Below are 12,284 nucleotides of genomic sequence, written 5' to 3' on the forward strand. Positions count from 1 at the left end.
GAGATGGCGGAGCGGCGAATTATAGCGGGGGTGCCCGGCGAATGTGGATTTGCCGCGCCAGGGCGGAATTTCTTGGAGTAGACTTCCCGCTCCCCGCCAGCCCGCGAATGTATCCGTCGATGCTCGAACAGTACGTCAAGAAGATCCTCACCTCGCGCGTCTACGACGTCGCCGTGGAAACGCCCCTGCAACCGGCCCGCCAGCTCTCCGAGCGCCTGGGCAACCAGGTCCTGCTCAAGCGCGAGGACTTGCAGCCGGTGTTCTCCTTCAAGATTCGCGGCGCCTACAACAAGATGGCGCAACTGACCGCCGAGGAACTGGCGCGCGGCGTGGTCACCGCCTCGGCCGGCAACCACGCCCAGGGCGTGGCCCTGGCGGCGCGCGAGCTGGGCATCAAGGCGACCATCGTGATGCCGCGCACCACCCCCGAGCTGAAGGTCCAGGGCGTGCGCGCCCGTGGCGGCAAGGCGGTGCTGCACGGCGACGCCTTCCCCGAAGCGCTGGCGCATTCGCTGAAGCTGGTGGAGGAGAAGGGCTACGTCTACATCCATCCCTACGACGACCCGGACGTGATCGCCGGCCAGGGCACCGTGGCCATGGAAATCCTCCGCCAGCACCCCGGTCGCCTCGACGCGATCTTCGTCCCGGTCGGCGGTGGCGGGCTGATCGCCGGTATCGCCGCCTACGTGAAATACCTGCGCCCGGAGACCAAGGTCATCGGCGTCGAGCCGGACGACTCGAACTGCCTGCAGGCCGCCCTGGCCGCCGACGAGCGCGTGGTGCTGAACCAGGTCGGGCTGTTCGCCGACGGCGTGGCGGTGGCGCAGATCGGCCAGCACACCTTCGACATCGCCCGCCAGTACGTGGATGAGGTGATCACCGTCAGCACCGACGAAATCTGCGCGGCGATCAAGGATATCTACGACGATACCCGCTCAATCACCGAGCCGGCCGGCGCCCTGGCCGTGGCCGGGATCAAGAAGTACGTCGAGCGCGAGCAGGCCAGCGGGCAGACCCTGGTGGCCATCGACTCCGGCGCCAACATCAACTTCGACCGCCTGCGCCACGTCGCCGAGCGCGCCGAACTGGGCGAGAAGCGCGAAGCCATCATCGCCGTGACCATTCCCGAGCGGCCGGGCAGCTTCAAGGCGTTCTGCGAGGCCATCGGCAAGCGCCAGATCACCGAATTCAACTACCGCTACAACACCGAACGCGAAGCGCACATCTTCGTCGGCGTGCAGACCCACCCGGAAAACGATCCGCGCGCGGCGCTGGTCGGGCATCTGCGTGGCCAGGGCTTCCCGGTGCTCGACCTGACCGACAACGAACTGGCCAAGCTGCACATCCGCCACATGGTCGGCGGCCACGCGGCGCGGGTCAGCGACGAGCAGGTGTTCCGCTTCGAGTTCCCGGAGCGTCCCGGCGCGCTGTTCAACTTCCTCAACAAGCTCGGCGGGCGCTGGAACATCACCATGTTCCACTACCGCAACCACGGTGCCGCCGACGGCCGCGTGGTCGCCGGCCTGCAGGTGCCGGAGGAGGAGCGCCACCTGGTGGCGGCGGCGCTGGACGAGATCGGCTATCCGTACTGGGACGAGAGCGACAACCCGGCCTACAAGCTGTTCCTCGGCTGAACCCGGCCCCGGCGGCTGCCGGTTGCCGGCGTCCGGCGCGGTGGTTTCGCACAGGCAACGCAGCGCCGGCGGCTTCTCCGGCCAGTGGCGGCGCTGCTAGGCTCAAGGGACGCACAAATCGCGACAGGGATGCACGACATGGAAATCTACCCGCGCCTGCAGATCCTCCACGGCATCGCCGTGGTGATCCCGTTCCTGGCCATCCTCGGCCTCGCCTGGTATGGCTGGCGCAGCTGGCGCGCCGCGGACCCCGGCGTCCTGGCCAAGGCGCTGCGGCGCATCGGTCTGCTCGCCTGGCTGCTGGTGGCCGGCAGCGTAATCAGCCTACCGCTGAGCGGCTGGCAAATGGCGCACCGCGCCGGCCTGCCGCTGGGGCAGACCTGGCTGCTGGGCAGCGCCTGCCTGTTGATCGTCGCCGCTATCTTCTGGCTGCTCTTCACCAGCCGACTCTGGCGCGTCCGCGGCCATGCCCTGGCCGCGCACAGCAGCGGCGAGCCGCTGGCCGGCCGCGCCACCCGCGACCTGCGCTTTGGCCTGGCATTCTTCCTGCTGGCGTTGCTGAGCCTGCTGGCGATCCTCGCGCTGATGCTGGCCAAGCCGCTCTAGCGGCGGTACCCGTCCAATGATCAAGGCGATGGAGCGCCGATGAGCCCCTACCTGCTGCTCAAGACCCTGCACATCCTTTCGTCCACGCTGCTCTTCGGAACCGGGCTGGGCTCGGCCTATTACGCCTGGCGCGCCTGGCGCAGCGGCAACCTCGAGGCGATCCGGGTGACCTTCCGCCACCTGGTCAGCGCCGACTGGCTGTTCATCGCCAGCACCGCGCTGCTCCAGCCGCTCAGCGGCCTGGCCATGGCGCACCTGGCCGGTTGGCCGCTGACGCAAGGCTGGCTGCTGTGGAGCCTGGGCCTGTATGTGTTCGCCGGGCTCTGCTGGCTGCCGGTGGTCTGGTTGCAGATCCGCGTGCGCGACATGGCCGAGGTGGCGCATGCGGCGGCTGGCGCGCTGCCAGCCAGGGCCTTCTTCTATATGCGCTGGTGGTTCGTCCTGGGCTGGCCGGCGTTTCTCGCCTTCCTGGCGATCTTCTACCTGATGGTCAACAAGCCGGCCTGAGCCGGCCTTGCCGCTGACCTCAGTCGCGCAGGCTGATCACCGGCCAGCCGCGCGCCTGGGCGGTGGTGCGCAGGGTGTCGTCGGGGTCGACCGCCACCGGATTGCTGACCGCTTCCAGCAGCGGCAGGTCGTTGCGCGAATCGCTGTAGAAATAGCTGTCGTCCAGGCTCATGCCGTTTTCCCCCAGCCAGCGCTGCAGGCGCGTGACCTTGCCGCCCTGGTAGCAGGGCACGTCGAAGGTGGTGCCGGTGTAGCGGCCATCGCGCATTTCGCACTCGGTGGCGAGCAGGGTCGCGACGCCCAGGCGTGCGGCGATCGGCCCGGTGATGAAGCGGTTGGTGGCGGTGATGATCACCAGGCGGTCGCCGGCGGCGCGATGCTCTTCGAGCAGGGCCTCGCCCTTGGGCAGGATGATCGGCTCGATCACCTCGCTCATGAACTGCCGATGCCATTGCGCCAGCTGTTCCATCGGGTGGCGGGCGAGGATCGCCTGGGTGAAGTTCTGGTAGGCGATCACGTCCAGTTGGCCGGCCAGGTAGTCGGCGTAGAAGGCATCGTTGCGTGCCTGATATTCGCCAGCGTCGACCAGACCGCGCTGGCACAGCCATTCGCCCCAGCTATGGTCGCTGTCGCCGGCCAGGAGGGTGTTATCGAGATCGAAGAGGGCCAGTCGCGCCATGATTCACCGTTTATTGCCAAAGCGGAAAAAGCGCCTAGAGTAACGACTTTTGCCTGGCCTGCACATGAGGCCGCGCCCCGCGTTGCCGCTGTCACAGGCTTTGTGGAACAATGCGGGCACACGCGTTTTCGAGGATGTCCCGCCGTGATCGATCCCGATGGTTTCCGCCCGAATGTCGGCATCATCCTCTCCAACGAGGCCGGACAGGTGCTGTGGGCGCGGCGCATCAATCAGGAGGCCTGGCAGTTTCCGCAAGGCGGTATCAACGCCCAGGAAACCCCTGAGGAAGCGCTGTTCCGCGAATTGAACGAAGAAGTCGGCCTGGAAGAGCAGGATGTGAAGATTCTCGCCTGCACCCGTGGCTGGTTGCGTTACCGTTTGCCGCAGCGCCTGGTGCGCACCAATAGCCAACCCTTGTGCATCGGTCAGAAGCAGAAATGGTTCCTGCTCCGCCTGACCGGCGACGAGAACCGGGTCCGCATGGATGTGACCGGCAAGCCAGAGTTCGACGGCTGGCGCTGGGTGAGTTACTGGTATCCGCTGGGGCAGGTCGTGACCTTCAAGCGCGAGGTCTACCGGCGTGCGCTGAAGGAATTGGCGCCGCGCCTGCTGGCGCGGGACTGAAAAGGAGATAAGGCCCTGAGCATGCTCAACACGCTGCGCAAGATCGTCCAGGAAGTGAACGCCGCCAAGGATCTCAGGGCGGCGCTGGGCATCATCGTGCAGCGGGTCAAGGAGGCCATGGGCACGCAGGTGTGCTCGGTCTACCTGCTCGACGCGGAAAGCAACCGCTTCGTCCTGATGGCCACCGAAGGCCTGAACAAGCGTTCCATCGGCAAGGTCAGCATGGCGCCCAACGAGGGCCTGGTCGGCCTGGTCGGCACCCGCGAAGAGCCACTGAACCTCGAGAACGCTTCCGAACACCCGCGCTATCGCTACTTCGCCGAGACCGGCGAGGAGCGTTACGCCTCTTTCCTCGGCGCACCGATCATCCACCACCGCCGGGTGATGGGCGTGCTGGTGGTGCAGCAGAAGGAAAAACGCCAGTTTGACGAAGGCGAGGAAGCCTTCCTGGTGACCATGAGCGCACAGCTCGCCGGGGTGATCGCCCATGCCGAGGCCACCGGTTCGATCCGTGGCCTGGGCAAGCTTGGCAAGGGCATCCAGGAAACCAAGTTCGTCGGCGTGCCCGGTTCTCCCGGCGTGGCCGTCGGCAAGGCCGTGGTGGTGCTGCCGCCGGCCGACCTCGAGGTGGTGCCGGACAAGCCGATCGACGACGTCGAGGCCGAGATCGAGCTGTTCAAGCAGGCCCTGGAGTCGGTCCGCGAGGACATGCGCAACCTCTCCAGCAAACTCGCCACCCAGCTGCGCAAGGAAGAACGCGCGCTGTTCGACGTGTACCTGATGATGCTCGACGATGCCTCCATCGGGCAGGAAGTGAAGCGCATCATCCGCTCCGGCCAGTGGGCCCAGGGCGCCCTGCGCCAAGTGGTGATGGAGCATGTCTCGCGCTTCGAGCTGATGGACGACGCCTACCTGCGCGAGCGCGCCTCGGACGTCAAGGACATCGGCCGGCGCATCCTCGCCTATCTGCAGGAAGAGCGTAAACAGAGCCTGACCTACCCGGACCAGACCATCATCGTCAGCGAGGAGCTGTCCCCGGCGATGCTCGGCGAAGTGCCCGAGGGCAAGCTGGTCGGCCTGGTCTCGGTGCTCGGTTCGGGCAACTCCCACGTTGCCATCCTCGCCCGCGCCATGGGCATCCCCACGGTGATGGGCGCGGTCGACCTGCCGTATTCCAAGGTCGATGGCATCGACCTGATCGTCGACGGCTACCACGGCGAGATCTACACCAACCCCTCGCCGCAACTGGTCAGCCAGTATGGCGAAGTGGTCGCCGAGGAGAAGGAACTCAGCAAGGGCCTGGCCGCGTTGCGCGAGCTGCCCTGCGAGACCCTCGATGGGCACCGCATGCCGCTGTGGGTCAACACCGGCCTGCTGGCCGATGTCGCTCGCGCCCAGGAGCGCGGCGCCGAAGGGGTCGGTCTGTACCGCACGGAAGTGCCGTTCATGATCAACGACCGCTTCCCCAGCGAGAAGGAGCAGCTGGCGATCTACCGCGAGCAGCTCTCGGCCTTCCACCCGCTGCCGGTGACCATGCGCACCCTGGACATCGGCGGCGACAAGGCGCTGTCCTACTTCCCGATCAAGGAAGACAACCCCTTCCTCGGTTGGCGTGGCATCCGCGTGACCCTCGACCACCCGGAAATCTTCCTGGTGCAGACCCGCGCCATGCTCAAGGCCAGCGAGGGCCTGGACAACCTGCGCATCCTGCTGCCGATGATCTCCGGCACCCATGAACTGGAAGAGGCGCTGCACCTGATCCATCGTGCCTGGGGCGAAGTGCGCGACGAGGGGGTGGACATCCCCATGCCGCCGGTCGGCATGATGGTGGAGATTCCCGCGGCGGTGTACCAGACCCGCGAACTGGCGCGCCAGGTGGACTTCCTCTCGGTCGGCTCCAACGACCTGACCCAGTACCTGCTGGCGGTGGATCGCAACAATCCGCGCGTCGCCGACCTTTACGACTACCTGCACCCGGCGGTGCTGCAGGCATTGAAGAAAGTGGTCGACGATGCCCACGCCGAAGGCAAGCCGGTGAGCATCTGCGGCGAAATGGCCGGCGATCCGGCGGCGGCGGTGCTGCTCATGGCGATGGGTTTCGACTCGCTGTCGATGAACGCCACCAACCTGCCCAAGGTGAAATGGCTGCTGCGCCAGATCACCCTGAGCAAGGCGCGCGAGCTGCTCGCCCAGTTGATGACCTTCGACAACCCGCAGGTGATCCACAGCTCCTTGCATCTGGCCCTGCGCAACCTCGGCCTCGGCCGGGTGATCAATCCGGCGGCGACCGTCCAGGGTTGAGGCCGGCCGCGCCAGCCCAGCCGGCGTTCGCCGGCTGGGTCCTGCCCGACATCCTCACAGTTCCAGGTTCACATCGCCCAGCCGCGCACCGTGCGGGCCGAAACTGCGCTCGAAGAACTCGCGGCGGCCGTTGGCGTGCACGCGCAGCACGCTGCTGGCGCGGGTGCCGTAATTCGGGCTGGCGATGAACACGCTGGAGAGCAGGCGTTCGGTGGCCAGCCCGACGCCGGTTTCCGGTAACCGTTCGTCGGCGGGGCGTTCGTGGTCGGCCAGCAGCGCCAGCAGGGCTCCCGTTTCGGGCCGCTCGAGATGCCGCGCCAGTGCGGCGCGGGCGCGCTCGAGCTTGGGCCAGGGCGTGTCCAGGGCGGCATTGGACAGGCCGTAAAGGCCGGGGGCCAGGGCGTGCGGCGCGCCGCTGCGGGAGTTCAGGTAGCAGAGCTGACGGTGATCGCCGACCAGCAGGTTGAAGCCGGAGTATTCGGCGGCACGCTCGCGGACCTCGGCCAGATAGTCCAGCGGCGCCTGCTGTCCACGCAGGAAGCCAGCTACCAGTTCGCCGCGCGAGCGCGGGCCGAGCGCCTGGTCGGGATCGCGGACGTTGGTCAGGGCGGCGAAGCGCCCATCCGGGCCAATGCCCAACCAGGTCCCGCCAGCCTCCAGGTCGCGCCCGGCGTGCACCCCGGGGACATCCTCCCAAGCCGCCAGCGGTAGGCTGGGGCGGGCATAGAACTCGTCACGGTTGGCCGCGACGATCAAGGGCATGGCGTGCTCGGGGCGCCAGGCAAAGACGATCAGGCACATGGGAAACTCCTCGTGGTCGGGCGAGTCTATCAAGCCCCTGCTCGCGCCGCTCTGGCTGGAGCCACCGGATGGCTTCCGCTACCATGCCGCTTTTCCGATCCGAGGTGACCATGGAGTTCCTCTTCTACCTGCTGCTTGGCGCAGGCGCCGGCGTGCTTGCCGGCCTGTTCGGCGTTGGCGGTGGGTTGATCATCGTGCCGGCGCTGGTATTCAGCTTCACCGCCCATGGTTTCCCCGTCGAAGTCCTGACCCAGATGGCCATTGGCACGTCCCTGGCGACCATCGTCTTCACCTCGGTCAACTCCATCCTCGAACACCATCGGCGCGGCGCGGTGCGCTGGCCGGTATTCCTCTGGATGGCCCTCGGCATCATCGTCGGCAGCGCCCTGGGGGCGGTCACTGCCTCGGGCATCAAGGGGCCGGTGCTGCAGAAAATCATCGGTAGCTTCGCCGTGCTGATTTCCTTGCAGATGCTCCTGGACCTGAAGCCCAAGGGGCATCACGCGCTGCCGGGTCGGCTCGGCCTCGGTGCGGCGGGTGGCTTCATCGGCTGGGCCTCGGCGATCTTCGGCATCGGCGGCGGCTCGCTGACCGTGCCGTTCCTGTCCTGGCGCGGACTGACCATGCAGCAGGCGGTGGCGACCTCGTCGGCCTGTGGCCTGCCGATCGCCGTGGCTGGCGCCATATCCTTTATCGCCGTGGGCTGGCACAAGCCGTTGCTGCCGGAGTGGAGCGTCGGTTTCGTTTACCTGCCGGCGCTGGTCGGGATCGCCGTGACCAGCATGTTTTTCGCCCGCATCGGTGCGCGCCTGGCGCACCGCCTGCCGGCCAAGGTGCTCAAGCGTCTGTTCGCTCTGCTGATGTTCTGCATCGGCATGAGTTTCCTGCTTAAGTGATTCATCCCTAGGAGAAAGCGATGCTGCCTTATCCACAGATCGACCCGGTTGCGGTGTCGCTCGGTCCCCTGAAAGTCCACTGGTACGGCCTGATGTACCTGATCGGCATCGGCGGCGCCTGGTTCCTCGCCTCGCGCCGGCTGAACCGCTTCGATCCGACCTGGAGCAAGGAGAAACTCTCCGACCTGGTGTTCTGGGTGGCCTGTGGCGTGGTCCTCGGCGGCCGCATCGGCTACGTGCTGTTCTACAAGCTGGATTACTACCTGGCCAACCCGCTGGGCCTGTTCAAGGTCTGGGAGGGCGGCATGTCCTTCCATGGCGGACTGCTTGGGGTGATGCTGGCGACCTGGTGGTTCGGCAAGCGCAACGGCAAGAGCTTCTTCCAACTGATGGACTTCATCGCGCCGCTGGTGCCGATCGGCCTGGGCGCCGGGCGTATCGGCAACTTCATCAACGCCGAGCTGTGGGGCAAGCCCACCGACGTGCCCTGGGCGATGATTTTCCCGCCCTACAGCGACCCGGCGCAGCTGCCGCGCCACCCCTCGCAGCTCTATGAATTCGGCCTGGAAGGCATCGCCCTGCTGATCATCCTCTGGCTGTTCACCAGCAAGCCGCGGCCGACCGCCTCGGTTTCCGGGTTGTTTATCCTCTGCTACGGCCTGTTCCGCTTCTTCGTCGAATTCTTCCGCCTGCCCGACGCCGACCAGGGCGCCGGTGGCAACGGCGGTCCGGGCTACCTGGCCTGGGATTGGCTGACCATGGGCCAACTGCTCTGCGTGCCGATGATCCTCGGCGGCATCGCCCTGATGATCTGGGCCTATCGCCGCGCGGCGGCCAAGCCCCTGGTCAACTGAGTCGCACGCCCATGAAAAAGCCCGCCGCTCGGCGGGCTTTTTCATGCCGGGAAAGCATGCGCCGCGCCGCCGCAGCGCCCGTCGCCTGTGCAACGGCGGGCCTGGCGTCAGGCCGGTTCGACCAGCAGCAACACTCCATCCTGCCCGGTGACGCGAACCTGTGCCCCGGCCGGCAGGTCCGGGCCGCTGACCAGCCACAGCGAGTCGCCGACGCGAATCTTGCCGCGGCCGCCGACGATGGCGTCATGCAGGGCGAACTGGCGCCCGAGCAACTCGCTGCCACGGCGGTTGAGGCTGGAGTGGCCGGCGTCGGCGGTCGTGCGGCGCTGGTGACGCCACCAGAACACCGCAGTGAGGATGGCCAGCACGCCGAAGGCGAGGAACTGCCCGGTCCAGGGCAGCGCCGGGAAGAGGAAGGCGATGCCCCCGGTGATCGCCGCCGCCACGCCGATCCACAGCAGGTAGCCACCGGCGCCGAAGATTTCCAGGATCAGCAGCAGGGTGCCGAAGGCCAGCCAGTCCCAGAAGCGCAGGTGTTGCAGGTAATCCCACATAGGCTCAGCCCCTGGTTTTGCCGCCGTTGTCGCTCGCGCCGAAGGTGGCTTTGACGATCTCGCCGATGCCGCCCACCGCGCCTATCACCTGGCTGGCCTCCAGCGGCATCAGGACGATCTTGCTGTTGTTCGAGCTGGCCAGTCGGCCGAGGGCGTCGACGTACTTCTGCGCGACGAAGTAGTTGACTGCCTGCACGTTGCCGTTGGCGATGGCTGCGGAGACCACCTGGGTCGCCCGCGCCTCGGCCTCGGCCTGGCGCTCGCGGGCCTCGGCTTCGAGGAAGGCGGATTGGCGCAGGCCTTCGGCCTTGAGGATCTGCGACTGTTTTTCGCCCTCGGCGGTGAGAATTTCCGCGGCGCGCTTGCCCTCGGCTTCGAGGATCTGCGCGCGCTTCAGGCGCTCGGCCTTCATCTGGCTGGCCATCGCCTCGACCAGGTCGGCCGGCGGGCTGATGTCCTTGATCTCGATGCGGGTGACCTTCAGGCCCCAGGGCGCGGTGGCTTCGTCGACGGTGCGCAGCAGGCGCTCGTTGATCGCATCGCGCTGGCTGAGCATGTGGTCCAGCTCCATGGAGCCGAGCACGGTACGGATATTGGTCATCACCAGGTTGCGGATGGCGTTCTCCAGACCGCTCACCTCGTAGGCCGCGCGCGCCGCGTCGACCACCTGGTAGAAGCACACCGCGTCGATCTGCACGATGGCGTTGTCGGCGCTGATCGCCTCCTGCGGCGGGATGTCCAGCACGCGCTCCATCATGTTGATCTTCTGGCCGATGCGGTCCATCACCGGCACGATGATGTTCAGCCCCGGCTTGAGCGTGCCGGTGTAGCGGCCGAAGCGCTCCACCGTCCACTCGTGGCCCTGCGGCACCACCTTGAAGCCCATGAAGACGATGGCCACCGCGAGGATGACGAAGAGGATCAGAACACTACCGATTTCCATGTAACGCTCTCCTTGAACGAAAACGACGTCCTGTTCCCGCGCCTTGCCGGGCGCGGGTTATTTCTGCTCGCTCTGCGGCGTCACGCGCAGCACTTCCTCGATGGTCGTCAGGCCCGCCGCGACCTTCTGCGCGCCGGACAGGCGCAGGCTGCGCATGCCTTCCTTGAAGGCCTGGCGGCGCAGCGGGATGAGGTCGGTATCGGGGGTGATCAGCTCCTTCAGGCTGTCGCTCAGCAGCATGATCTCGTAGACCCCGGCGCGTCCCCGGTAGCCGGTGTCGCGGCACTCCAGGCAGCCCACGGCCTGCTGCGCGCCGCTGGGCAGCGGGGCGTTCCACGGGCGGGTCAGTTCCTGCCAGTCGTTTTCCTGCAGCGCCAGTGGCGCCTTGCAGTGCGGGCACAGGGTGCGCACCAGGCGCTGGGCCATGACCCCGAGCACGGTGGCGCGGATCAGGTAGTAGGGCACGCCCAGCTCGAGCAGGCGGGTGATCGCCGTGGGCGAGTCGTTGGTGTGCAGGGTGGAAAGCACCAGGTGCCCGGTGAGCGCGGCCTGGATGGCCATCTCGGCGGTTTCCAGGTCGCGGATCTCGCCGACCATGATGATGTCCGGGTCCTGCCGCAGCAGCGCGCGCACGCCGCTGGCGAAGCTCAGCTCGATGTTGTGCTGTACCTGCATCTGGTTGAACGAGGGCTCGATCATCTCGATCGGGTCCTCGATGGTGCAGACGTTCACCTCGTCGGTGGCCAGTTGCTTGAGCGTGGTGTACAGCGTGGTGGTCTTGCCCGAACCGGTGGGGCCGGTGACCAGGATGATGCCGTTGGGCTGGTTGGTCATGCTCTGCCAGCGGCGCAGGTCGTCCGGCGAGAAGCCGAGCTGGTCGAAGCTCTTCAGCAGCACTTCCGGGTCGAAGATACGCATCACCATCTTCTCGCCGAAGGCGGTGGGCAGGGTCGACAGGCGCAGTTCGACCTCGGCGCCGTCCGGGGTCTTGGTCTTGACCCGGCCGTCCTGCGGCTTGCGCTTCTCGGCCACGTTCATGCGGCCGAGCGACTTCAGGCGGCTGACCACCGCCATGCTCACCTGCGGGGGGAACTGGTAGACGTTGTGCAGCACGCCGTCGATGCGGAACCGCACCGTGCCCTGTTCGCGGCGCGGCTCGATGTGGATATCGCTGGCGCGCTGCTGGAAGGCGTACTGGAACAGCCAGTCGACGATGGTGACGATGTGCGCGTCGTTGGCATCCGGCTCCTGGTCGCTGGCGCCGAGCTTGAGCATCTGCTCGAAGTTGCCGATGCCGCTGATCTTCTGGTCCTGCGCCGAGGCGCCGCTGACCGACTTGGCGAGGCGATAGAACTCGGTGGTGAAGCGCTGGATATCCTGTGGGTTGCAGATCACCCGCTTGATCGGCCGCTTGAGCACGTGGGTCAGGTTGCTTTCCCAGCTCTGCACGAAGGGCTGCGCGCTGGCGATGGTGACGCTGTCCGGGGCCACCGCCACGGCGAGAATCTTGTGGCGCTGGGCGAAGGCGTAGGACATCAGCGGGGTCACCGCGGCGACGTCGATCTTCAGCGGGTCGATGCGCAGGTAGGGCTGGCCGGAATACTCGGCCAGCCAGTGCACCAGGGTATCGATATCGAGGCTACGGCCGGGCCGGCTGAGGTCCGGCACCTGTTGCGCGGCGAGGAACTCCAGGGGGTGCTGCTGGTTATTCACCGCGCTGCGGCGGATCGCCAGGCACTGCTCGGCATCGTTCTGCGCGACGCGGCCCTGGGTGACCAGCTCGTGGAGGACATCGGCCAGATCCAGCCAGCGATCCTGGGCCGGAGAAGCGAACACGGACATGCAGACTCCCTGCGTTGGTTGTGCCGCGGACGGCTGCGGGGGA

At 66.9% G+C, this 12,284-nt stretch carries 12 protein-coding genes; 7 read left to right on the top strand and 5 right to left on the bottom strand.

Features of this window, described 5'->3' with window-relative positions:
* The first annotated feature begins 119 nt into the window (after positions 1–119).
* The 3 genes from ilvA (at position 120) to BLQ74_RS19060 (ending at position 2,747) form a co-directional block, all read left to right on the top strand.
* On the top strand, positions 120–1,634 hold the full coding sequence (ilvA, locus tag BLQ74_RS19050; protein WP_090265508.1) for a threonine ammonia-lyase, biosynthetic: 1,515 nt from the start codon (positions 120–122) through the stop codon (positions 1,632–1,634).
* 138 nt (positions 1,635–1,772) lie between these two features.
* Positions 1,773–2,240, top strand: a complete 468-nt coding sequence (locus BLQ74_RS19055) for a DUF2269 family protein (RefSeq protein ID WP_090265084.1) — start codon at positions 1,773–1,775, stop codon at positions 2,238–2,240.
* Between the two features lie 39 nt (positions 2,241–2,279).
* Complete coding sequence (locus BLQ74_RS19060) at positions 2,280–2,747, top strand: DUF2269 family protein (RefSeq protein WP_090265087.1); 468 nt, start codon at positions 2,280–2,282, stop codon at positions 2,745–2,747.
* Positions 2,748–2,766: 19 nt separating this feature from the next.
* Here BLQ74_RS19060 and BLQ74_RS19065 read toward each other — a convergent pair whose 3' ends face one another.
* Positions 2,767–3,426: a histidinol-phosphatase gene (locus tag BLQ74_RS19065; protein WP_090265089.1), complete on the bottom strand. Its 660-nt coding sequence runs from the start codon at positions 3,424–3,426 to the stop codon at positions 2,767–2,769.
* 144 nt (positions 3,427–3,570) lie between these two features.
* Between BLQ74_RS19065 and BLQ74_RS19070 the strand changes: the two genes are divergently transcribed.
* Together BLQ74_RS19070 and ptsP are read left to right on the top strand one after the other, a co-directional pair.
* Positions 3,571–4,050, top strand: coding sequence for an RNA pyrophosphohydrolase (locus tag BLQ74_RS19070; RefSeq protein WP_090265091.1), 480 nt, complete (start codon positions 3,571–3,573; stop codon positions 4,048–4,050).
* A gap of 21 nt (positions 4,051–4,071) precedes the next feature.
* Positions 4,072–6,351 carry a phosphoenolpyruvate--protein phosphotransferase gene (gene ptsP / locus BLQ74_RS19075; RefSeq protein ID WP_090265093.1) on the top strand — a complete coding sequence of 760 codons (2,280 nt, stop codon included), beginning with the start codon at positions 4,072–4,074 and terminating at the stop codon, positions 6,349–6,351.
* Between the two features lie 54 nt (positions 6,352–6,405).
* Here the strand turns inward: ptsP and BLQ74_RS19080 are convergent, their stop codons facing one another.
* Positions 6,406–7,152 (bottom strand): NRDE family protein, encoded by a 747-nt coding sequence (locus tag BLQ74_RS19080; RefSeq protein ID WP_090265095.1) that lies wholly within the window; start codon positions 7,150–7,152, stop codon positions 6,406–6,408.
* Positions 7,153–7,262: 110 nt separating this feature from the next.
* Between BLQ74_RS19080 and BLQ74_RS19085 the strand changes: the two genes are divergently transcribed.
* Together BLQ74_RS19085 and lgt are read left to right on the top strand one after the other, a co-directional pair.
* Positions 7,263–8,048, top strand: coding sequence for a sulfite exporter TauE/SafE family protein (locus tag BLQ74_RS19085; protein WP_090265510.1), 786 nt, complete (start codon positions 7,263–7,265; stop codon positions 8,046–8,048).
* 20 nt (positions 8,049–8,068) lie between these two features.
* Positions 8,069–8,902, top strand: a complete 834-nt coding sequence (lgt, locus tag BLQ74_RS19090; protein ID WP_090265097.1) for a prolipoprotein diacylglyceryl transferase — start codon at positions 8,069–8,071, stop codon at positions 8,900–8,902.
* Positions 8,903–9,009: 107 nt separating this feature from the next.
* On the opposite strand, the gene BLQ74_RS19095 is transcribed toward lgt, so the two are convergent.
* From BLQ74_RS19095 to tfpB, 3 genes are read right to left on the bottom strand one after another with little or no spacing between them, the layout of a single operon-like run.
* Complete coding sequence (locus BLQ74_RS19095) at positions 9,010–9,456, bottom strand: NfeD family protein (RefSeq protein WP_090265099.1); 447 nt, start codon at positions 9,454–9,456, stop codon at positions 9,010–9,012.
* A gap of 4 nt (positions 9,457–9,460) precedes the next feature.
* On the bottom strand, positions 9,461–10,399 hold the full coding sequence (locus tag BLQ74_RS19100) for an SPFH domain-containing protein (protein ID WP_090265101.1): 939 nt from the start codon (positions 10,397–10,399) through the stop codon (positions 9,461–9,463).
* Between the two features lie 57 nt (positions 10,400–10,456).
* Positions 10,457–12,241: a type IV pilus assembly ATPase TfpB gene (gene tfpB / locus BLQ74_RS19105; protein WP_090265103.1), complete on the bottom strand. Its 1,785-nt coding sequence runs from the start codon at positions 12,239–12,241 to the stop codon at positions 10,457–10,459.
* Between the last annotated feature and the right edge of the window lie 43 nt (positions 12,242–12,284).

This window comes from Pseudomonas panipatensis, from assembly GCF_900099785.1.
GTDB lineage: Bacteria > Pseudomonadota > Gammaproteobacteria > Pseudomonadales > Pseudomonadaceae > Pseudomonas > Pseudomonas panipatensis.

What these genes read in the sequence shown, in the direction of transcription:
- lgt (WP_090265097.1), top strand. Translation starts at nt 8,069, where the DNA reads ATGCTGCCTTATCCACAGATCGACCCGGTTGCGGTGTCGCTCGGTCCC.
- BLQ74_RS19055 (WP_090265084.1), top strand. Translation starts at nt 1,773, where the DNA reads ATGGAAATCTACCCGCGCCTGCAGATCCTCCACGGCATCGCCGTGGTG.
- BLQ74_RS19065 (WP_090265089.1), bottom strand. Translation starts at nt 3,426, where the DNA reads ATGGCGCGACTGGCCCTCTTCGATCTCGATAACACCCTCCTGGCCGGC.
- BLQ74_RS19100 (WP_090265101.1), bottom strand. Translation starts at nt 10,399, where the DNA reads ATGGAAATCGGTAGTGTTCTGATCCTCTTCGTCATCCTCGCGGTGGCC.
- BLQ74_RS19085 (WP_090265510.1), top strand. Translation starts at nt 7,263, where the DNA reads ATGGAGTTCCTCTTCTACCTGCTGCTTGGCGCAGGCGCCGGCGTGCTT.
- ilvA (WP_090265508.1), top strand. Translation starts at nt 120, where the DNA reads ATGCTCGAACAGTACGTCAAGAAGATCCTCACCTCGCGCGTCTACGAC.
- tfpB (WP_090265103.1), bottom strand. Translation starts at nt 12,241, where the DNA reads ATGTCCGTGTTCGCTTCTCCGGCCCAGGATCGCTGGCTGGATCTGGCC.
- ptsP (WP_090265093.1), top strand. Translation starts at nt 4,072, where the DNA reads ATGCTCAACACGCTGCGCAAGATCGTCCAGGAAGTGAACGCCGCCAAG.
- BLQ74_RS19095 (WP_090265099.1), bottom strand. Translation starts at nt 9,456, where the DNA reads ATGTGGGATTACCTGCAACACCTGCGCTTCTGGGACTGGCTGGCCTTC.
- BLQ74_RS19060 (WP_090265087.1), top strand. Translation starts at nt 2,280, where the DNA reads ATGAGCCCCTACCTGCTGCTCAAGACCCTGCACATCCTTTCGTCCACG.
- BLQ74_RS19080 (WP_090265095.1), bottom strand. Translation starts at nt 7,152, where the DNA reads ATGTGCCTGATCGTCTTTGCCTGGCGCCCCGAGCACGCCATGCCCTTG.